Annotated in this window: 16 protein-coding genes; 5 read left to right on the top strand and 11 right to left on the bottom strand. The window is 64.9% G+C overall.

Features of this window, described 5'->3' with window-relative positions; genetic code table 11:
* Positions 1 to 7: 7 nt before the first annotated feature.
* From THPRO_RS06405 to metG, 8 genes are all read right to left on the bottom strand, one after another.
* Positions 8 to 1,159, bottom strand: coding sequence for a 2Fe-2S iron-sulfur cluster-binding protein (locus THPRO_RS06405; protein ID WP_065089370.1), 1,152 nt, complete (start codon positions 1,157 to 1,159; stop codon positions 8 to 10).
* Positions 1,156 to 1,989, bottom strand: coding sequence for an FAD binding domain-containing protein (locus tag THPRO_RS06400; RefSeq protein WP_038088719.1), 834 nt, complete (start codon positions 1,987 to 1,989; stop codon positions 1,156 to 1,158). Before THPRO_RS06400 ends, THPRO_RS06405 begins: the two co-directional genes overlap by 4 nt.
* Entirely contained in the window at positions 1,986 to 4,337 is a 2,352-nt protein-coding gene (locus THPRO_RS06395) for a xanthine dehydrogenase family protein molybdopterin-binding subunit (protein WP_065089369.1), read from the bottom strand. Before THPRO_RS06395 ends, THPRO_RS06400 begins: the two co-directional genes overlap by 4 nt.
* Before the next feature lie 98 nt (positions 4,338 to 4,435).
* Positions 4,436 to 5,251 carry an ABC transporter substrate-binding protein gene (locus tag THPRO_RS06390; RefSeq protein WP_038088516.1) on the bottom strand — a complete coding sequence of 272 codons (816 nt, stop codon included), beginning with the start codon at positions 5,249 to 5,251 and terminating at the stop codon, positions 4,436 to 4,438.
* A gap of 98 nt (positions 5,252 to 5,349) precedes the next feature.
* A complete protein-coding gene (locus THPRO_RS06385) occupies positions 5,350 to 5,949 on the bottom strand; it encodes a DUF1989 domain-containing protein (RefSeq protein ID WP_052064194.1) in 600 nt (199 codons plus the stop codon).
* Positions 5,946 to 7,535: an amino acid ABC transporter permease/ATP-binding protein gene (locus THPRO_RS17555; protein WP_038088513.1), complete on the bottom strand. Its 1,590-nt coding sequence runs from the start codon at positions 7,533 to 7,535 to the stop codon at positions 5,946 to 5,948. The genes THPRO_RS06385 and THPRO_RS17555 overlap by 4 nt, the downstream gene beginning before the upstream one ends.
* Before the next feature lie 406 nt (positions 7,536 to 7,941).
* Positions 7,942 to 8,658, bottom strand: a complete 717-nt coding sequence (locus THPRO_RS06375; protein ID WP_038088511.1) for an SDR family NAD(P)-dependent oxidoreductase — start codon at positions 8,656 to 8,658, stop codon at positions 7,942 to 7,944.
* A 43-nt stretch (positions 8,659 to 8,701) separates the two neighbouring features.
* Positions 8,702 to 10,717 (bottom strand): methionine--tRNA ligase, encoded by a 2,016-nt coding sequence (metG, locus tag THPRO_RS06370; RefSeq protein ID WP_065089368.1) that lies wholly within the window; start codon positions 10,715 to 10,717, stop codon positions 8,702 to 8,704.
* Positions 10,718 to 10,898: 181 nt separating this feature from the next.
* On the opposite strand from metG, the gene apbC reads away from it, so the two are divergent.
* The 5 genes from apbC (at position 10,899) to THPRO_RS06350 (ending at position 16,642) form a co-directional block, all read left to right on the top strand.
* On the top strand, positions 10,899 to 11,990 hold the full coding sequence (apbC, locus tag THPRO_RS06365; protein ID WP_038088508.1) for an iron-sulfur cluster carrier protein ApbC: 1,092 nt from the start codon (positions 10,899 to 10,901) through the stop codon (positions 11,988 to 11,990).
* Positions 11,991 to 12,034: 44 nt separating this feature from the next.
* Entirely contained in the window at positions 12,035 to 12,601 is a 567-nt protein-coding gene (gene dcd, locus THPRO_RS06360; RefSeq protein ID WP_038088505.1) for a dCTP deaminase, read from the top strand.
* Between the two features lie 457 nt (positions 12,602 to 13,058).
* On the top strand, positions 13,059 to 13,580 hold the full coding sequence (locus THPRO_RS06355) for a DUF302 domain-containing protein (protein ID WP_161489939.1): 522 nt from the start codon (positions 13,059 to 13,061) through the stop codon (positions 13,578 to 13,580).
* Positions 13,581 to 13,927: 347 nt separating this feature from the next.
* Positions 13,928 to 15,097 carry a Shedu anti-phage system protein SduA domain-containing protein gene (locus THPRO_RS16240; protein WP_082954482.1) on the top strand — a complete coding sequence of 390 codons (1,170 nt, stop codon included), beginning with the start codon at positions 13,928 to 13,930 and terminating at the stop codon, positions 15,095 to 15,097.
* A 348-nt stretch (positions 15,098 to 15,445) separates the two neighbouring features.
* Positions 15,446 to 16,642: an ammonium transporter gene (locus THPRO_RS06350; RefSeq protein ID WP_065089367.1), complete on the top strand. Its 1,197-nt coding sequence runs from the start codon at positions 15,446 to 15,448 to the stop codon at positions 16,640 to 16,642.
* A 7-nt stretch (positions 16,643 to 16,649) separates the two neighbouring features.
* Here the strand turns inward: THPRO_RS06350 and THPRO_RS06345 are convergent, their stop codons facing one another.
* The 3 genes from THPRO_RS06345 to THPRO_RS17165 form a co-directional block, all read right to left on the bottom strand.
* On the bottom strand, positions 16,650 to 17,249 hold the full coding sequence (locus THPRO_RS06345) for a glutathione S-transferase family protein (protein WP_038088502.1): 600 nt from the start codon (positions 17,247 to 17,249) through the stop codon (positions 16,650 to 16,652).
* A 28-nt stretch (positions 17,250 to 17,277) separates the two neighbouring features.
* The gene (locus tag THPRO_RS06340; RefSeq protein ID WP_065089366.1) at positions 17,278 to 17,841 is read right to left on the bottom strand and encodes a class I SAM-dependent methyltransferase; all 564 of its coding nucleotides are present in this window, start codon (positions 17,839 to 17,841) and stop codon (positions 17,278 to 17,280) included.
* Positions 17,842 to 17,949: 108 nt separating this feature from the next.
* Positions 17,950 to 19,926 carry an efflux RND transporter permease subunit gene (locus THPRO_RS17165; protein ID WP_201786947.1) on the bottom strand — a complete coding sequence of 659 codons (1,977 nt, stop codon included), beginning with the start codon at positions 19,924 to 19,926 and terminating at the stop codon, positions 17,950 to 17,952.
* Positions 19,927 to 19,945: the final 19 nt, after the last annotated feature.

Below are 19,945 nucleotides of genomic sequence, written 5' to 3'. Positions count from 1 at the left end.
TGCGGAATCAGGTGTTGCTAAGGCGCAGCCATTTCAGCAGGCGCGCCCACAGTCCGTCCGCTGCCGGCGCGGTGGCGTCGGGCGGCGCGCCGGCGAGCAGGCGTTCGAGGTTGTACGCGAAGTCGGCGGTCAGCCGGTCGGCGAAACGCTCCGCCAGGGCGCCGCGCGCGAACTGCGCAAGGCGTCCCGACAGGCCGTAGCGCACTTCGATGTCGACGCGCGTGTCCGCGTCGGCCGCGTGCAGGGCATAGGCGATCTCGGCGGTCACGCGCGTGCCGGTCAGCCGGTCGCGGCCCTGGCCGACGAGGCGCCCGCGTCGTTCGGCGGGCTCTGTCGTCTGGCGCGCGCTGGCCTCGAAGGCGGCGCGCACGGGGCCGAACTTTACGTGCAGGCGGCCGTGCAGCACGCCCTGCGCGTCGGGGGCGCCGAACTCGGCGCCGGGCAGGCAGCGCGACAGGGCGACGACGTCGGCGAACTGCGCCCACACGGCATCCACGGGCGCGGTCACGGCCAGGCTGCGTGCGAGCGCGTGCTGCGGCGCGGGGCCGTCCGTAGGTGCGGAAGCGACGGGAACCGGTGCGACCTTGGCAACGGTTTCGGGCGTCGTCGCGATGGGTGTCGGCGGCGCTACGGCCTGCGCGCAGGGGCGGGCGCCCACCGGGCCGAGCCGTTCGGCGGGCAGCAGGGGCGCAACCTCGCCGCGTGCGTCGACCACCTGCTTCACGGCCTGGATCACGCCGAGATAGCCCGTGCAGCGACACAGGTTGCCGGCCAGTTCGAGCCGGATGCGGTCGCTGTCGGCGCCCGGCAGGCGGGCGACGATGTCGCGCGCGGTGATCAGCATGCCCGGCGTGCAGAAGCCGCACTGCAGGGCGTGCTGCTCGCGGAAGGCGGCGCGCAATTCGGCGGCCAGTGGATCGTCGTCCAGGCCCTCGACGGTGACCACGTCCGCGCCGTCGCAGGCGACCGCGTAGGTGATGCAGGCGCGTGCCGGGGCGCCGTCTACGAGCACCGTGCAGGCGCCGCAGATGCCGTGCTCGCAGCCGAGATGGGTGCCGGTGAGCAGCGCCTTGTCGCGCAGCAGTTCGGCCAGCTGGGTGCGCGGGGAGACGTCGGCCTCGAAGCGTCGGCCGTTGAGGTTGATCGCGATGGCGGTCATGCGCAGGCCCTCTCTACGGCGCGGCGCAGCACCACGCGGTGCATCTGCTGGGCGATGGGGTCGTCGATGCCGCGCGACTGCAGCAGCGCGTCGACCGCGTCGGAGTCGAAGCGGTCGCTCAGGCGGCTGCCACTGCGGCCGAACAGTGCGCTCGCGTCGTCGAGCGCGCAGGGGGCGTCGTCGAGCGCCCCGAGGGTGACGCGCAGGATGTCGCGCTCGGGGTCCCACAGCACCGCGGCCATGGCCTCGGCCAGTTCGCCGGGCTTGCGGCAGTGCTTGTAGTAGCCCCAGCGCGCGGCTGGGGACAGGGTCGGGAGACGCATGCCGGCAATGAGTTCGCCGGGGGCGAGCGCGGGTTCGAAGGCGGCGCGCAGCAGGGCGCCGGCCGGCAGCTCGCGCGTGCTGCGGCCGTCGTCGATCTGCAGTACGGCACCCAGCGTGGGCAGTACGCAGGGCCAGTCGCCGGCGGGGTCGCCGTGCGCCAGACTGCCGCCGAGGGTGCCGCGGTTGCGTACCGCGCGGTAGGCGATGCCGCCCGCGACCCGGGCGAGGATGCCGCCGGTGGCATCGGGCACGCGGCCGTCCTCGACGTTGGCGTGGGTCACGCAGGCGCCGAGGTAGACTCCGTCCGCGGTCCGTTCGGCGGCGAGCAGTTCCGGCACGCCGGTGATGTCCACGAGCAGGCCGGGTTGCGCCAGGCGCAGGTTCAGCATGGGCCCGAGCGACTGGCCGCCGGCGATCAGCCGAGCGTCGAGGTCGCCCCGGCGCAGCAGCGCAGCCGCCTCGTCCAGGCTGGCGGCGCGGACGTATTCGAACGGCGCCGGTTTCATGTGCCTGTCTCCGTGTCGGGTTGCGTGGCGCGGGCGATCGCCGCGAGGATGCGCCGGGGCGTCATCGGGGTCTCGGTGATCTCCGCGCCGACGAAGCGCAGCGCGTCGTTCACCGCATTGCCGATGGCGGCAGGCGGGGCGATGGCGCCGCCCTCGCCGACGCCCTTGACCCCGAAGCGGGTGTAGGGCGAGGGCGTTTCCATGTGTTCGATGCGGATGTCCGGCATCTCGCAGGCGCCGGGCAGGAGGTAGTCGGAGAAGGTCGAGGCCAGCGGCTGTCCGGCGCTGTCGAAGGCCATTTCCTCGTACAGCGCGGTGCCGATGCCCTGGGCCGTGCCGCCGATGATCTGACCGTCGACCACCATCGGGTTCACCAGCACGCCGCCGTCCTCGACGATCGCGTAATCCAGTAGTTCGACCGTGCCCAGCTCGGGGTCGACGGCGACCGCCACGGCGTGCGCCGCATAACTGAACACGCCGTGGTCGTGCACGGGCTTGTAGGCGGCGTTCGTCTCCAGGCTGGTGACCCCGAGACCGCGCGGCAGGTCCTGCGGGCGGCGATACCAGAGGTAGGCCAGCTCGCGCAGCGACAGGCTGCCGCCCTGGCTGCGGGCCTCGCCGTCGGCCAGGACGATGCCCTCGGGATCGACGCCGAGCATGCTCGCCGCGACGGTCCTGAGGCGCGCCGCCAGCGCGTCGCAGGCGGTGGCCACCGCGCCGCCGGCCATCACCATCGAGCGCGAGCCCCAGGTGCCGGTGGAGTAGGCGGTGTCGGCGGTGTCGCCGTGCATCACGCGCACGCGGTCGGTGTCCACGCCGAGAATCTCATGCGCGAGCTGGGCGAAGGTGGTTTCCATGCTCTGTCCGTGCGACTGTACGCCGACGCGGATGTCCAGACCGCCGTTCGGGGTGACGCGCACGAAGGCCTCCTCGTAGCCGGGGATCATGGGGATGCCCCAGCCCGAGTACACCGAGGTGCCGTGCGCGCTCTGCTCGCAGTAGATCGAGAAGCCGACGCCGATCAGACGGCCGTCGGGTTCCGGGGTGCGCTGGCGCTCGCGCCAGGCGTCCAGATCGATGGCCTGGACCGCCCGGCGCATGCATTCGGGATAGTCGCCGCTGTCGAAGTGCTTGCGGGTGATGTTGTCGAACGGCATCTTTTCGGGCGGCACCAGGTTCGCCATGCGCACCTGCCAGGGCTCCAGCCCGAGCTCGCGGGCGAGCGCGTCCAGGGTCAGCTCCATGGCGTAGCAGACGCCGGTACGGGCCACGCCGCGGTAGGGCAGGATGGCGCACTTGTTGGTGGCGGCGGAAAAGGTGCGGCAGCGGTAGCCGCTGAAGTCGTACGGGCCGGGCAGGATGCTCGCCACCTGGGCGGCCTCCAGACAGGCGGAAAACGGATAGGCCGAATAGGCGCCGGAGTCGACCGTGACCTCGGCGTCGAGCGCGAGCAGTTTGCCGTTCGCGTCGGCGTGCGCGGTGATGCGGTAGTGATGCTCCCGGCAGTCGGCGTTGCCGATGAGGTGTTCGCGCCGGTCCTCGATCCAGCGGACGGGGCGGCCGAGGCGCAGGGTCAGCCAGGCGAGGCAGACCTCTTCTGCGAGCAGGATGCCCTTGTAGCCGAAGCCGCCGCCGACGTCGGGCGCGATCACGCGGATGGCGTCCTCCTCCAGGCCGAGGCATTCGGACAGGCCGGAGCGCACCACGTGCGGCATCTGCGTGGAGGTGTAGACGGTCAGCAGGTTCTTGCGGCTGTCCCAGTAGGCCACCACGCCGCGGCCCTCGATGGGAGCCATGCACTGGCGGGCGGTGCGGTATTCGCGGGTGACGCTCGCGGCCGCGTGTGCAGCGGGCGTCTCGATGTCGCCGTCGACGAAGGTCTCCAGGAACACGTTGCGGTCCCAGTCCTCGTGCAGCAGCGGGCTGTCCGGTTCGCGCGCCTGCAGCATGTCGTGCACGGCGGGCAGTTCCTCGAAGTCGACCTCGACGAGGCCGACGGCGTCCTCGGCGGCGGCGCGGTCCTCGGCAAAGCACAGCGCGAGCGGTTCGCCCACGTGCCGGACCTTGTCGGCGGCCAGCACGGGCTGCTCGGAGACCCGGAAGCCGGGCAGCTTGGAGACGGCGCGGATGGCCTGCACGTCCGCGAGATCGGCTGCGGTGAAGGTCTGCGCGGCGATCGCCTCGGGCACGTGGATGCCGCGGATGCGCGCATGCGCCAGCGGGCTGCGCAGGAACGCGACTTCGCACTGGCCGGGCAGGACGATGTCGGCGATGAACTCGCCGCGCCCGCGCAGATAGCGGTCGTCCTCCTTGCGCAGCAGTCGCGCGCCGATGCCTTGTTGCTTCATGTGCCTCTCGTGCCTCTTCGTGGTGCCCTGGCGTCAGGGACGTCGTTTGCCGGTCCGGGCGGCGACGGCCTCACGCCGCGCCGCCCGGCCACGGCCGCTTACGGTGCGAGCAGCGTGCTGACCGGCAGGCCCCAGCGCTTCGCATCCGCCTTGGCGGCGGCCGAACCGAGATACCAGTGCATCTGCTTCTGCACGGCGGCCACCAGCGGGCTGCCCTTCTTCAGCACGATGCCGGCGTTGGTGGTGTCGGGGTCGATGACGGCGATGTGGAACTTGCCCGGATTCTGCGTCTCGACGTAGCCCAGCGTGCTGACGCTCTCGAAGATGCCGCCGAGACGGCCGTTCTCCAGCTGCGGCAGTTCCTGTGCCACCGCGGGATAGGAACGCGGCTTGATGGCCGGCTTGCCCTTGGAGGTGCAGTTCGCCTCGCTGGCGGCCTGGACCGCCTGCAACTCGGGGGCGCTACCGGTCAGGACGCCGACGTCCATGCCGCACAGGTCGGCGTAGGACTTGATCTTGCCGGCGTTGGCCGCGCTGACCATGATGCCGAAGCCGTTCTTCAGGTAGTCGACGAAGTCGACGATCTTCTGGCGGGCCTCGGTGTGGTACACGTCGGACACGACCATGTCGACGCGACCGCTCTGCACGGCCGGGATCAGACCGCTGAAGTCGCTGGTCACGATCTTGTATTTCCAGCCGGCGTGCTTGGCGATGGACTTGATCATGTCCATCTCGAAACCGACGATCTTCGCCGGGTCCTTGGGCGAGCGGAAGCTCAACGGCGGGAAGTCCGCCGAGGTGGCGATGACGTAGGTCTTGGCGGCTTGCGCGGGCATCGAGTAGGCGCCCAGGCCCAGGCCGAGCAGGGCGAGCGTGCCGGCGACGATGCGTTGTGTGCGTTTGTTGATCCTCATGGCTGTCTCCGCGATGCAATTGAAAGAGTCGATGCGTAGGTTTGGGTTTTCGTTGCATACATAGGGAACAACTCCACCTGGCGATGCGCTTTTAGTAGTTATGAAACGGTGATGCCGAGCGGCTTCAGGTGCCCGGCATTGCAGGGGTTGAGGTCCTGCGGACAGTTGGAGATCGCCAGCAGGACGTCGGTCTCGACGGCGAAGCGGATGAAGTCGCCGGGCTTGGAGGCCGGTTCGGCAATGCGCCACTCTCCGCTTGCGGCGACGGGGCAGTTCATGAACACGTTGAAGGACATCGGAATGTCCGCCCGCGTCAGCCCCCAGGGGGACAGGGCCTCGACGAAGTTCTCGACGCAGCCGTGGTGGCCGTCGACTCCGTAGCGCACCTTGTCGATCTCCGCGTTGCAGGAGCCGGCGAGGATGTCGTGCTGGCCGCAGGTGTCCTCGACGATGCGCAGCAGCGGCCGGCTGAGCTCCGAATAGAGCACGTGCCCGGCGGTCAGGAACACGGTGCCGTTCAGGCGCACGGTGTTCGAGACCCACAGGCGGTCGTCGAGCTCGGGGCGCGTGAAGGCGACGATGTCCGCGACCTGCTGGCCTTCCAGGTCGGTGATCTGCAGCGACTGCCCCGCGCGCAGCGCCAGGGCGACGCAGCCTGCGGGCGCGAGGACGAAGTCTCCGGGTTCTGCGACGTTCATGGCGCGGCCTCGATGGGAGTGGGTTCGGCGTGGTGGCCCAGGCGACCTTCGACGAGTTCGATGAAGGCGCGGGTGCGGGCGCTTTTCGGGCGGTTGAAGAGCTCGTCCGGGCTGCCCTGCTCGACGATCTGCCCGTCTTCCATGAACACGATCCGATCCGCCCAGTCGCGCGCGAACACGATTTCGTGGCTCACGATGACCATCGTCATGCCGGCGGCGGCCAGCTTGCGCATGAGCACCAGCACCTCGTTGACCAGTTCGGGGTCGAGCGCGGAGGTCGGTTCGTCGAACAGGATCAGCTTCGGATGCGTGGCGACGGCGCGGATGATGGCGATGCGCTGCTGCTGGCCGCCGGAGAGCTGGTGTGGGTAACGCTGTTCGTGCTCGCTCAGGCCGGCCCAGGCGAGCAGTTCGCGCGCCTCGCGGTAGGCCGTGGCGCGGTCGATGCCGTGCACCCGGATCGGCGCCTCGACGATGTTTTCGAGCACGGTCATGTGGTCGAACAGGTTGAAGTGCTGGAACACCATGCCGACGCCGACCCGCGCGCGGTCGCGGGCGGCGCTGCGCGAGGGGCGCAGGCCGGCGGACGTCTGGCGGTAGCCGATGTGCTGGCCGTCGACCAGGATCTCGCCGCTGTCGATGGATTCGAGGTGATTGATCGTGCGCAGCAGGGTCGTCTTGCCCGAACCGCTCGGACCGATGAGAAAGACCATTTCGCCCTGGTCGAGCTTCAGCGTGATGTCGCGCAGGATCAGGTTGCCGTGGAAGGACTTGCGGACGTGCCTGATCTCCACGAAGGTCTGACCGGACGGTGTCGGTCGTGCCGCGGGATGCGGGGTTTCGGACAAGGGGAGCCTCGCTTGGGCGGCGCTCGCCGTGCCGACGGCATCCGCCGTCGGGACACTGGAGCGAGGGCCCAGCGGGGTCGTGTGGCGTTCGTAGTTGAGGCGGTTTTCGAAATACCGCTGCGCGAGGGAGATCGCGGTGGTGGCGAGCAGGTAGAGCAACCCGGCCGCGGTGAACACCTCGACGTATTCGAAGTTCGTCGACACGACCTGTTCGCTGGTCAGCGTGAGTTCGCCGACCGTGATGACCGAGGCCAGCGAGGTGTTTTTCAGGACCGTGATCGCCTCGTTGCCCATGGCCGGCGCGATGGCCCTGAGCGCCTGCGGCAGCACGACGCGGGCCATGACCATGAACGGCGTCAGCCCGAGTGCCGCGGCGGCGTCGCGCTGCGTGCGCTTCACCGACTGCAGGCCGCCGCGGAAGATTTCCGCCATGAAGGCGACCTCGTTGAGCGCGAGGCCGAGGATCGCGGTCATGAGTGCGCTCAGGCGCAGGCCGAGCAATGGCAGGACGTTGTACCAGAACAGCAGCTGCAGCAACACGGGCGTGCCGCGCATGACCCAGATGAAAGGGGCGGGCAGCACGCGCAGCAGCGCATTGTTGGACATGCGCGCAATCGCCACGAGCAGTCCGGGCACGAGCGCGGCGCCGAACGAACAGACGGCGATGACCACGGCCAGCCATAGCCCGTGCCACAACACCGGCATGGCAAGGTAATGCAGCAGATGGTCGTAGTTCATGCTGCGCGCACGTCCCGGTGTATCGGGCGGTCGTAGCTGGGATGCGTCATCATGGGTAGGTCGGTGTCCTAATGCTTAGTGCGCTAAGCAATAGAGCATGTTCTATGCCATGACGGTGGCATACGGCGGGTCCATGACCAGGCTCGGCCTTTAACCCACTTATTTGCTTGGATATATTTTTTCGAGGCGAGGGCTGCCGGCTGTCGTGCCGTCAGGGCATTGCTCGGGGTGAGAGGCGTGTGCGCACCATAAGCGCGAGGAATCGTTGGTTCGTGCACCGATGTGGAGCTTCGCGTCCCTCGGGCTTGAGATTCGAAGCGGCATAGCTGCGCTCGCGCGCGTATTCAAGAACAGGCAGCCGCGAATCGGTGCGCCGTTTTGAATGCCGTTCCTGCCTGCGCGGCGCTCAGAATTTTTCCACGTCGGGGCGCAGGTCGATCTCCTGCGTCCAGGCGGAGCGGTCCTGGTGGATGAGTGCCAGATAGGTGCGGGCGATGGCATCCGGGTCCAGGGCGTTGTCCGCGCTGACGCCGGGCCGGCTGCGGTTTTTGGGTGTCAGGATCATGCCGTCGATGATCACGTGCGCGACGTGGATGCCCTGCGGGCCGAGTTCGCGGGCCATGGACTGGGCCATGCCGCGCAGCGCGAACTTGGCGGCGCCGAAGGCGGCAAAACGGGCGGCCGGCTTGGTCGCGGCGCTGGCGCCGGTGAACAGGATGCAGCCCCGGCCGCGGGCCAGCATGGGCGGCACGACCTCGCGGGCGCACAGGAAGGCCCCGCGGCAGTTGATCGCCCACAGGCGGTCGAAATCCTCCACGGGCGTCTCGGCGAAGGCGTGCATGGCGATGGCCCCGGCGTTGTAGACCAGCACCTCGGGCGGGCCGAAGCGTTCCACGGCCTCGCTCAGCGCCGAACGCACCGCCGTTTCGTCGGTGAGATCGCAGGCCAGCATGAGCGCGTCGGCGCCGCGCGCCTGGAGTTCCGCAGCCAGTTCGTCGGTGTAGTGGCGGGTGCGCGCGAGGCCGACCACGGCATAGCCGTCCGCGCTGAGCTGTCGGCACAGCGCGGCGCCAAGGCCGGGGCCCACGCCGGCGACGATGGCCAGGGGTTGGGTTTTGCTCATGGGGCGTTCCTCCTTGGTTTGGACGTGTCGGCCCCGCCGCGCCTCATTTCACGCGCATGCCCGGTTCCGCGCCTTCGTCCGGATTGAGAACGAACAGGTCCTTTCCGCCGGGGCCGGCGGCCAGCACCATGCCCTCGGACACGCCGAAGCGCATCTTGCGCGGGGCGAGGTTGGCGACCATGACGGTGAGCCGGCCTTCCAGGTCCTCGGGTGCGTAGGCCGACTTGATGCCGGCGAATACGTTGCGCGTCTCGCCGCCGAGATCGAGGGTCAGGCGCAGCAGCTTCTCGGCGCCCTCGACGTGCTCGGCCTTGACGATGCGCGCGACGCGCAGGTCGAGCTTGGCGAAGTCGTCGTAGGCGATCTCGTCACGGATCGGATCGTCGGCCAGCGGCCCCGTGGGCTTGGGCGCGGCGGCCTGCAGGTCTTCCCTGGAGGCCTCGATCATGGCCTCGATGGCGGCGGGCTCGATGCGGGTCATGAGCGGCTCGAAGGCGTTGATGCGGCGCGCGAGCAGCGGTTCGGCGATGTCGTCCCAGGCCAGTTCGCCGGCGCCGAAGAAGGCTTCGGTCTTCCCGGCGACGCGCGGCAGCACGGGCTTGAGGAAGCTCACGATCACGCGGAACAGGTTGAGCCCCTGGGTGCAGGTGCCCTGGACCGAGGCGGCCCGCTCCGGGTCCTTGATCAGCACCCACGGCTTGTTTTCGTCGATGTACTGGTTGGCGCGGTCGGCCAGTCCCATGATCTTGCGCATGGCCTGACCGAATTCGCGACGTTCGTAGTGTTCGGCGATCTCGTCGCGCGAGGCGGCGAAGGAGGCGTACATGTCGGGTTCGGGCAGGGTGTCGGACAGCTTGCCGTCGAAGCGCTTGGCGATGAACGAGGCGGTGCGGCTGGCGATGTTGACCACTTTGCCGACGAGGTCGGCGTTCACGCGCGCGGTGAAGTCCTCGAGGTTGAGGTCGAGGTCGTCGACGCCGGCGCCGAGCTTGGCCGCGAAGTAGTAGCGCAGGTACTCGGCGTCGAGGTGATCCAGATAGGTGCGCGCCTTGATGAAGGTGCCGCGCGACTTGGACATTTTCTGCCCGTCCACGGTGAGGAAGCCGTGCGCGTAGATGGCGGTCGGTATGCGCAGCCCGGCGCCCTTGAGCATGGCCGGCCAGAACAGGGTGTGGAAACGCAGGATGTCCTTGCCGATGAAGTGATAGAGCTCGGATTTGGCGTCAGCCTTCCACCAGTCGTCGAATTCCAGCCCCAGCCGCGCGCAGAGCTGCTTGAAGCTCGCCATATAGCCGATGGGCGCATCCAGCCAGACGTAGAAATACTTGCCCGGCGCATCGGGAATCTCGAAGCCGAAATAGGGCGCGTCGCGCGAGATGTCCCAGTCGTTCAGGCCGGTGGACAGCCACTCGTTCATCTTGTTCGCGACTTCGGTCTGCGTGGCGCCGCGCACGAACTTGCGCAACATGTCCTCGAAATCGGACAGCCGGAAGAAATAATGCTCCGAGTCCTTCTTAACCGGCGTGGCGCCGCTGAGCACCGAGCGCGGGTCCTTGAGTTCGGCGGCGTCGTAGGTCGCGCCGCAGACCTCGCAGTTGTCGCCATACTGGTCCGGCGCGCCGCAGCGCGGGCAACCGCCCTTGATGAAGCGGTCGGGCAGAAACATCTTCTGCTCGGGGTCGTAGAACTGGCTGATGGTGCGCCGCGCGATATGTCCGGCGTCGCGCAGCTTCAGATAGATGTCGGAGGCGAAGGCGCGGTTTTCGGGCGAGTGGGTGCTGTAGTAGTTGTCGAAGCTGATGCCGAAATCGTCGAAGTCCGCGCGGTGTTCCACGCCGACGCGTTCGATCAGCGCCTCGGGCGTGATGCCCTCGCCCTGGGCGCGCAGCATGATCGGGGTGCCGTGCGCGTCGTCTGCGCCGACATAGAAACAGCGGTGTCCGCGCATGCGCTGGAAGCGTACCCAGATGTCGGTCTGGATGTATTCCACCAGATGACCGATATGAATCGATCCGTTGGCGTAGGGCAGGGCGCTGGTGACCAGGATGTCGCGCGTCATGGGATGGCTCGTCCGCGTTTCGAAAAGCCTGTAAACATATCAGGTCCGGCGCCGACGGGCCATGCGCGCGTGGTCGCAAACCCTGCATTCATGCGGTTTATCGGGGGGCGGGGGCATGGTGTACAATCGCCCGCAGCTTGGGTCGCCCGGCCCTGACACGATTCTTGGAGGCACGTACGCGATGGCTGACGTATCCCGTTTGCAGGTCGAAACCGCCCTGAAGGAAATTCAGGATCCCTATCTCGAAAAGGACCGGGTCGCTGCCGGCCAGATCCGCGACATCCGCATCGAAGGGGCGCGCGTGGCCGTCGATGTGGTGCTCGGCTATCCCGCCAGGGAGCGCGTGCCGGCCATCCAGGCCGAGATCGGCGAATGCGTCGGTCGCATTGCCGGCGTCGAGCGGGTCGAGGTCGACGTGAAATGGTCCATCGTCTCGCACGCCGTGCAGCGCAACCTCAAGCCGCTGGCCGGAATCAAGAACATCATTGCCGTCGCCTCCGGCAAGGGCGGCGTGGGCAAGTCCACCACTGCGGTGAACCTTGCCCTGGCCCTGGCCGCCGAGGGCGCCAGCGTGGGCTTGCTCGACGCGGACATCTACGGCCCCAGCCAGCCGCGCATGCTGGGCATCGAGGGCAAGCCGGAGACCAAGGACGGGCGCATGCTCGAACCGATGGAGAATTACGGCATCAAGGCCATGTCCATCGGCTTCCTCATCGAGGAGGAGACGCCGATGATCTGGCGCGGTCCGATGGTGACCCAGGCGCTGGAGCAGCTGCTTTCCGAAACCCGCTGGGGCGAGCTCGACTACCTCGTGATCGATCTGCCGCCGGGCACCGGCGACATCCAGCTCACGCTGTCGCAGAAGATTCCGGTCAGCGGCGCGGTCATCGTCACCACGCCGCAGGACATCGCCCTGCTGGATGCGCGCAAGGGTCTGAAGATGTTCGAGAAGGTCGAGGTGCCGGTGCTCGGCATCGTGGAGAACATGAGCATCCACATCTGCTCGAACTGCGGCCACGAGGAGCGCATCTTCGGCGAGGGCGGCGGCCAGCGCATGTCGGAGGACTACAACGTCGAACTGCTGGGCGCGCTGCCGCTCGACATCCGTATCCGCGAGCAGGCGGATGGCGGCAAGCCGACCGTGGTCGCCGATCCGGACGGACGCGTTGCCGAGATCTATCGCGACATCGCACGTCGCACGGCCGCGCAACTTGCCCGCCAGTCCAAGGACTACAGCAGCAAGTTCCCCAACATTGTGATCCAGAACAGCTGACCGTCACGCGGCGCTCCGGCGCCGCCCTGGCCCGGAGCCGACGCATGTCCATCAAGTCCGACCGCTGGATCCGCCGCATGGCCGAAGACCACGGCATGATCGAACCCTTCGAGCCCGGCCAGGTCCGCCACAGCGGCGAGCAGCGCATCGTGTCCTACGGCACCTCCAGCTACGGCTACGACGTGCGCTGCGCCGACGAGTTCAAGATCTTCACCAACATCAACTCGGCCATCGTCGATCCCAAGGGCTTCGACCAGAACAGCTTCGTCGACGTGCAGTCCGACGTGTGCATCATCCCGCCCAACTCCTTCGCGCTCGCGCGCACGGTCGAGTACTTCCGCATCCCGCGCAACGTGCTCACCATCTGCCTCGGCAAGTCGACCTACGCGCGCTGCGGCATCATCGTCAACGTCACCCCGCTCGAACCCGAGTGGGAGGGCCATGTGACCCTGGAGTTTTCCAACACCACGCCGTTGCCGGCCAAGATCTACGCCAACGAAGGCGTCGCCCAGATGCTCTTTCTGGAGTCGGATGAGGTCTGCGAGGTGTCGTACAAGGATCGCGGCGGCAAGTACCAGGGCCAGCGAGGCGTCACGCTGCCTCAGACCTGAACGCGCCCCAAGTGGGTGCGCACCAGGTCGGCGCGATGTGCCGTTTGGGATTCGCCCGGCAATAACACAGCCCGCGATGCGCGGCTTGACCGTGGTGGGCCGAACCCAGGATTCAGCGCGCGACGCTGCCGATTGACCCAGGCTGGTGCGATGCCCGCTCGCCAGCTTCAGCAACCCCGCGTAAAAATCCCGCATGCCTCGAATATTCGGGGCTAATCATCGAATCCCCTTTCATGCATTGAAGGAGGGGCTTCTTGCCTGCCTATGTCACCAGGACGGCAGCCTTAATGCCCGGAATGGGTATCGACCCTGCCGGGCTTGCCGAGCCAGCGAGTGATCGTCGCAATCTCTCGTTGGTGGTGTGGATATAAAGTTCATGCGTGCTGTCTAACGAACGCTTAGAGGCATTACCAGACATGAATTGGCAATGCCCGATATCCACCCAGGAGATTCAGTTATGCCCGGTAATTTCTCCCCCGTGAAATGGGGTGCCTTCCTGATTTCGTTGCTGGTTGTCGGCTTGCTGGGCGCAGAGCCTGCGTTCGCAGAGAAAGTGACTCATATCGATATCCCGGCCACGGTCGTCAAACTGCCTTTGGCGAAGGGTGTCACACCGAGTGAGGCCATCCAGTCCATGAAGCTGCGCGCCAATTTCCTCAACTTCAAACTGGTCGCGCACCAGGACCTGTCCGCCCAGCTAAAGGCCATGGGCGTAAAGCATGTGCGCATGCTGGACATCTACCAGTTTTGCAAGCCCACGGTGGCCTATGAAATGGTCTCCTTCAATATGGCCTATGCCGCTTATCTGCCCTGTCGCATCGCCGTGGTTCAAGGCAAGCACGGCCATTACTGGCTGACCATGCTGAACCCCAAATTGCTGCTGTCCCGCAAGATGCCTCCGGCGCTCAAGAGGAGTGCCGATTCGGTGATTGCCGGCTTGATGAAAATCATCAAGGCAGGCGCCGACGGCGCGCTCTGACGGATTTGGAATTAAGGCGATATTCTTCAACCCCATGCGTTATCTGTGAGCAATGCATGGGGTGCTTGATGTCTCAAACAAATGACTGGTTTGAATTATCGAGACTTCCGCAATCAGCTACATCCGGTCGTTCATGTTCCTGCCATATCAACCCGTTGGGCGGCAGGATTACAGCGGGAACCAGTCGTTAGTCTAACTCTGGATGGGCGTTAGCGTTGTGTCCCCGTATTCATACATGCATATAGAGATAGAGGTAATGATAAAGTGATGAAGAATCAGCTGGTTAATCTCTGTTTTCGTGGGTCTCTATATTTATTGTTAGCTTACTTGTCGAATTAAGGATAATAATGATATTCGAAACGTTTGTAACAGAGACTAAGTCTATTTGGGTGCAATATCTTGCATACGTTTCAACAATGCAAGCCAATGGAAACTTAGATTCAAATGGCGGTAGTGTTTTATATCCAAATATCTTACTAGTTACAAACTGCTCAGGATTTTATGTCGCGGAGCTTGTTGGGGTGACGAAAATATTTAATGGCTTGACCGTTAAAAGGCATAAAGAAAAATCAATTTATCGTTATCTAAGTCAATTTGATGATTCTGAACCAGACCCTTTAGTGCACATGGATGGTAGTAATCATGGTTTTAGATTTTTATGTTTAGCGCAAAAAGCAGATTTCAAAGCTTTAGAAAAACGTTTTCCTACAATTGAGCTTTACGGGTCAAAGCTTAATAGGACTGGTGGTAAGGGTAGCGTTTTCTCTTTTGGGGAGAATTTCGAATCTTGCTTAATAGAAAACAGTATCCTCGTAAATAGGCTGGGCCATTTATATAGGTGTAAAAACATATTGGCTGCGTATATTTTTAAAAGCACAGTCACAAAGCCTAAGTTGGTTGAATTTTTCAAGAAAGGCTTAGAAGAAAAAGAAGTAAAAGGTGTTCATACCATTCAAGGCAAGCCTGAAGAACAGCTTATAGTAGCCGGACAGCTACAAAGCATGTATCTATTACCTGGGCTACATGAAACAACAATTGGAGAGTTCCTCAAGCTACACCCAGAAATAATAAAGAGCGCATTTAAAACGGAGCATTTTGAATACGAACCATATTTACAGTGGTTGGAACATGATGGTACTTGTGAGGATGTTGCGATAAACCCAGATTTGTTAGTTCGGAGGCCCGATGGATATTATGATATCTACGACCTCAAAACGGCAGCTTTAGCAAAGAAAAATGTTACTAAAGGCGGTAGAAAGAGAAGGCGATTCATAGATTATGTCGAGGAAGGCGTAGCGCAACTTGTAAATTATGAAGAGTATTTTACTTATCCTAAGAATGCGAAGCATGCTAAAGAGAAATATGGTATTGAGGTTAAAGAACCAAAACTGGTACTTGTTGTAGGCAGCTGGGAAAATTCATCGCCAGAAGAAGTAAAGCAGGCACAACGAAGGTACCATAATATAGAAATCATTGATTATGATACTTTTTGTCACCTATTCATTGGCGCAAGCTAACAAGCGGGTCAAGGTCGACGCGCAAAAAGCACGCGCGTCTTTCCCTTGGCGTTGAACGGCTGCTGTTGAGCCTGGAACCGACAGCGCGTCACGTACAAGGAACTGGCAGCTTGGGGTCGTGTGCTGCTAATCCTGACTAGTACCAAGAGCGGTCACTACAGCCTTGTGCGTGGTCAATCGCCATCCGAGATCCTTCAGTCCTCGATGAACGAATCCGCTGGCGGTATCCATCTTCAACGCCCATGTAGGTATCGCAACGATGCAGATCCGGGATTGCACTTAATCTGTGCAAGCTAACGTCTATGCACTAATATAGTGCGTTTTTGGGCGGCTATCGGTGCATATGCGATGAACAACCTCACCCCGGCTCTGGATACCTTGTTTCTGTTACTCGGCGCCGTCCTCGTGCTGGCCATGCATGCGGGCTTCGCCTTCCTCGAGGTGGGCACGGTCAGACGCAAGAATCAGGTCAACGCCCTGGTCAAGATTCTGGCCGACTTTTCGATTTCAACGCTGGCCTATTTCTTCATCGGCTACGCGATTGCCTATCACACCAATTTCCTGCATGCAGCCGGCGAGCTTTCCCAGGACAACGGCCGGGGGCTGGTGCGTTTCTTCTTCCTGCTCACCTTCGCCGCCGCGATTCCGGCCATCGTTTCCGGCGGGATCGCCGAGCGCGCACGCTTCTATCCGCAACTTGCCGCCACCTTCGTCCTGGTGGCGCTGGTGTATCCCTTCTACGAGGGGCTGACGTGGGGCGACAACCTGGGCTTCCAGGCCTGGCTCACGGCGCACTTCGGCCATCCGTTCCACGACTTTGCGGGCTCCGTGGTGGTGCATGCCATGGGCGGCTGGATCGCGCTGGCGGCGGTGCTCATGCTCGGCCCGCGTCATGGCCGCTACGGCAACGAGGGCGAGATCTACGCGCATCCGCCGTCGAACATCCCCTTCCTCGCGCTGGGTGCGTGGATACTCACTGTCGGCTGGTTCGGTTTCAACGTGATGTCGGCGCAGAACATCCAGGACATCAGCGGCCTGGTCGCGGTCAACAGCCTGATGGCGATGGTCGGCGGCACGCTGGCCGCCCTGCTCGCCGGGCGCAACGATCCGGGTTTCGTGCACAACGGCCCGCTCGCGGGGCTGGTGGCCGTGTGTGCCGGCTCCAACCTGATGCATCCCATCGGCGCCCTGATCACCGGCGCCGTGGCCGGGGGGCTTTTCGTCTGGCTGTTCACGCTGACGCAGAACCGTTGGCGCATCGACGACGTGCTCGGCGTCTGGCCGTTGCATGGGCTGTGCGGCGCCTGGGGCGGGATCGCCGCCGGCATCTTCGGCCTCAAGGCGCTGGGCGGCACCGGCGGTGTGAGTTTCTGGTCACAGCTCGTGGGGACCGGGCTGGGCGTCGCCATCGCCTTCGGCGGCGGGCTGGCGGTCTATGGTGCGCTGAAGCTGACCGTCGGCATTCGCCTGACCCAGGAACAGGAGTACCTGGGCGCGGACCTGAGCATTCACCGCATCAGCGCGACGCCGAAGTACGACGAGTGAGCCGCGCTCAGTAGTCGTCGATGCCGGCCATGCCGACATATCCCGGCAGCGCCTGGAGGCGCCCCAGCCAGGCGCGGACCGCGGGATAGCCGGCCAGCGGCAGGCCGGCCTCCGGCGACAGCGCGACATACGGATAGCAGGCGACATCGGCGATGGTGGGATGTCCTTCGGAGGCCAGCCATTCGCGGTCTGCGAGATGGGCCTCCAGAATGTCGAGTGCGCGCCGGCCCATGTGCTGACATTCCGCGAGATCGAAGGGGCGTCCCATCTTGAGCACTGCGCGGGCGCGGGCCAGGCCGTAGAGAATCTCGTTTTCCGATACCGCCAGCCATTGCATGACGCGAGCCAGCGGGAGCGGCTCTTCCGGCAGCCACTGCGGACTGCCGTAGCGGCGTGCCAGATAGACCAGTATCGCCATCGAGTCCCAGACGATTTCGCCGGCGTCTTCCAGCACGGGTACCTGCCCACGCGGGTTGATGGCGAGGAAGGATTCGCTGGTGGTGTCGTCGCGCTGCAGCGACTGCAGCGTGTAGTCCAGGGACAGCAATCCCAGCATCAGGCGGATCTTGTGGCAGTTGCCCGAGACTTCGAGGTCGTAGAGTCGCATGTCGATATCCTCCTGCGCCTAGGCGAGGCTATTTCTGATAACAATAGGCGTCCACGCGTGCGGGCGGGAGGTTCAGCGGCACGAAGCTGCGGTGGCAGGGCACGAAGTCCATCGGCAGGCGTGAGCAGGCGCTGCGGAAATGGTAGGTGAACTGCACGAAAACCGTGCTCGGCGCGGCGACCTTGCGCAATTCGCCGAAGATCGCGTGTACCGTGGGTTTGGGCAGGCTGCGCAGCGGCAGGCTGGAGACGATCGCGCGGATCCGCTCCGGCCGCGGTTCGATCAGCCGCGACAGATGGCGCGCATCGCCTTCGATGACGTTCACGCCGGGAAAGCGCTGCCGCAGCTGGGCCGCCAGGCGGGGGGAATATTCGATCGCCCAGAGCTGCTCGGCGGGGACGCCGCGCGCGAGCAGGGCGGCGGTGACGGAGCCGAGGCCGGGACCCAGCTCGATGACGATGCCTTCGCCCTCCGGCACCTGCCCGGCCATGCGGCGTGCGAGTGCGCGTGAGCTGGGGAACAGGGCGCCAGTCTGGCGCGGGTGGGCGATGAACTCGCGTGCGAAGTGCCAGAACCCTCGGCCTTGGATCATGCGCTCGCCTGCCTTGTCGTCATGTGTATGGGCGCCGTGCGCATTACGATAACCGATTCGCGGTTCGTGCGTGCGCCCCGTATTGATAAGCCCAGTGAATTTGGGGCATTAGGATAACAGTTCCTCCGGGCGGGCGCGCAAGACGCGGCGGAAGATCACGGGCACCGCGATCAGCACCAGCGGCATCTGCACGACCAGGCCGGCAATGATGGCGACCGCCAGCGGCTGTTGCATGGCTGAACCCTGGCCGATGCCGAGTGCGAGCGGCAGCAGCGCGAGGATGGCGGCCAAGGTGGTCATGGCGATCGGTCGCAGTCGATTGACGCCGGCTTCGATCAACGCCTCGGCCGGCGGCAGGCTGGCGCTGAGCAGGACCAGTTCGGAGAAATAGAAGATCGCAACCTCGGTGACGATGCCGAGGATCATGGTCATGCCCATCAAGGCGGTGATGTTCAGCGTTTGACCGCCGATCCAGAGGCCGACGAATACCCCCGAGACCGCGAGTAGCGGCGCGCTGATGATGGCCAGCGCAACACGAAAGCGTTCGTACTGGAACAGCAGGGCGAGGAACAGCAGGGCGGCGGCGGCGGCAAACACAAGCCCGAGGGCGTGGAAGGCGATCTGCTGCTGTTTGTACAGCCCGCCGAGCGTGTAATAGACGTGCTTGGGCAGCAGCCCCGGCGCCGCCAGGGCCTGACGTACCTGGGCGATGGCGCCGCCGTAGCCGCGGCCCTCGATGCGTGCGGAGACGGCGACCATCGGCTTGAGGTCGTAACGCGTGATCTCGGGCACGCCGGTCACGCGGCGGATGGTGGCGATGCGCGACAGCGGCACCTGGTGGCCGTCGGGCGCGCGCAGCAGCAGATGCTCGATGCGGTGCCGGCTCTGGCGCAGACCTTCTGCGGTCCATACGCGCACGCCGATGATCTGTTCGCCCTGCTGGATATGAGTGGTCACGACGCCGCTCAGGTAGGCGTCGAGCTGGGCGGTGACTGCAGCGGGCGTCAGGCCCTCCAGTGCGGCCTTGACGCGGTCGACGCGGATATTGAGCGCGTCGCCGGCGATTACCAGCCCGTCCTGCACTTCCTTGAGCCCGCGGATCTGCCGGATGCGTGCCGCCACCTTCGGTGCCAGCTTGACGAGCTGCTGCCAGTCGTCGCCGAACAGGCGGATGACCACCGGCCGTGGCGAACCGGTGAGGTCGCCGATCAGGTCCTGCATCGGCTGGTTCATGTCCTGCACCGTGAGACCCGGCACGTCGTCGCGAATGCGCCGGGCGATGCGGTCCATCACCGCCTGCTGTCCGCGCGGGCTCTTGAGGCGTACAAAGAAGTCGCCCTGGTTGGCCTCGGTCACCCCGCCGCCGAGCTGGGTGCCGGTACGCCGCGACCAGGTGTCGACCTGAGGCGTGGTGCGCAGGATGTGCGCGACCTGGTCGAGTAGCCGGTCGGTCTCTGCCAGCGAGGTACCGGGCGGCGTTTGATAGTCGAGCACGAAGCCGCCTTCGTTCATCTGTGGCATGAAGCCGGAGGGCACGTGCTCGAAGGCGATCGCGCCGGCGACGAGCAGAGGGATCAGTCCGGCGAGCAGCCACAGCGGGCGACGCATCAAACCTTGCATCAGACGCCGGTATACCTGTTGGGTGGCGCGGGTGATGCGCCCGCCGGCGTCGTGCTGGGCGTCCTTTGGGCCGAGCAGGCGGGCGGCGATCAGCGGCAGGGCCAGCCAGGCGAACAGGAAGGAGATGATCAGCGAGGTGGCCATGGTCAGGGCCAGGGCCTTGAAGAAGGCGCCGGTCACGCCGGAGAGAAAGGCCAGCGGCACGAAGATGATCACCGTCGCGGTGCTCGACCCGGCCAGCGGCTGGGTGAATTCGCGCGCCGCGTCGAGCACCGTGCGCGGGCCGTGGCCCTGCTGGATCAGCCGTCGGACGAGGTGTTCGAGCATCACGATCACATCGTCGATGATCAGGCCGACCGCGGCGGCCATGCCGCCCAAGGTCATGATGTTGAAGCTCATGCCCAGCGCGTAGAGCAGGGCGCTGGCGGCGGCGAGCACGCCGGGCACTACCAGCAGCGCGATCAAAGTGAGCTTCCAGTTGCGC

It is taken from the genome of Acidihalobacter prosperus (assembly GCF_000754095.2).
GTDB lineage: Bacteria > Pseudomonadota > Gammaproteobacteria > DSM-5130 > Acidihalobacteraceae > Acidihalobacter > Acidihalobacter prosperus.
This window is presented reverse-complemented; position numbering and strand designations above follow the sequence as displayed.

Excerpts from the sequence above, each read along its gene's own strand:
- THPRO_RS06405 (WP_065089370.1), bottom strand. The coding sequence starts at position 1,159 with ATGACCGCCATCGCGATCAACCTCAACGGCCGACGCTTCGAGGCCGAC.
- THPRO_RS06400 (WP_038088719.1), bottom strand. The coding sequence starts at position 1,989 with ATGAAACCGGCGCCGTTCGAATACGTCCGCGCCGCCAGCCTGGACGAG.
- THPRO_RS06395 (WP_065089369.1), bottom strand. The coding sequence starts at position 4,337 with ATGAAGCAACAAGGCATCGGCGCGCGACTGCTGCGCAAGGAGGACGAC.
- THPRO_RS06390 (WP_038088516.1), bottom strand. The coding sequence starts at position 5,251 with ATGAGGATCAACAAACGCACACAACGCATCGTCGCCGGCACGCTCGCC.
- THPRO_RS06385 (WP_052064194.1), bottom strand. The coding sequence starts at position 5,949 with ATGAACGTCGCAGAACCCGGAGACTTCGTCCTCGCGCCCGCAGGCTGC.
- THPRO_RS17555 (WP_038088513.1), bottom strand. The coding sequence starts at position 7,535 with ATGAACTACGACCATCTGCTGCATTACCTTGCCATGCCGGTGTTGTGG.
- THPRO_RS06375 (WP_038088511.1), bottom strand. The coding sequence starts at position 8,658 with ATGAGCAAAACCCAACCCCTGGCCATCGTCGCCGGCGTGGGCCCCGGC.
- metG (WP_065089368.1), bottom strand. The coding sequence starts at position 10,717 with ATGACGCGCGACATCCTGGTCACCAGCGCCCTGCCCTACGCCAACGGA.
- apbC (WP_038088508.1), top strand. The coding sequence starts at position 10,899 with ATGGCTGACGTATCCCGTTTGCAGGTCGAAACCGCCCTGAAGGAAATT.
- dcd (WP_038088505.1), top strand. The coding sequence starts at position 12,035 with ATGTCCATCAAGTCCGACCGCTGGATCCGCCGCATGGCCGAAGACCAC.
- THPRO_RS06355 (WP_161489939.1), top strand. The coding sequence starts at position 13,059 with ATGCCCGGTAATTTCTCCCCCGTGAAATGGGGTGCCTTCCTGATTTCG.
- THPRO_RS16240 (WP_082954482.1), top strand. The coding sequence starts at position 13,928 with ATGATATTCGAAACGTTTGTAACAGAGACTAAGTCTATTTGGGTGCAA.
- THPRO_RS06350 (WP_065089367.1), top strand. The coding sequence starts at position 15,446 with ATGAACAACCTCACCCCGGCTCTGGATACCTTGTTTCTGTTACTCGGC.
- THPRO_RS06345 (WP_038088502.1), bottom strand. The coding sequence starts at position 17,249 with ATGCGACTCTACGACCTCGAAGTCTCGGGCAACTGCCACAAGATCCGC.
- THPRO_RS06340 (WP_065089366.1), bottom strand. The coding sequence starts at position 17,841 with ATGATCCAAGGCCGAGGGTTCTGGCACTTCGCACGCGAGTTCATCGCC.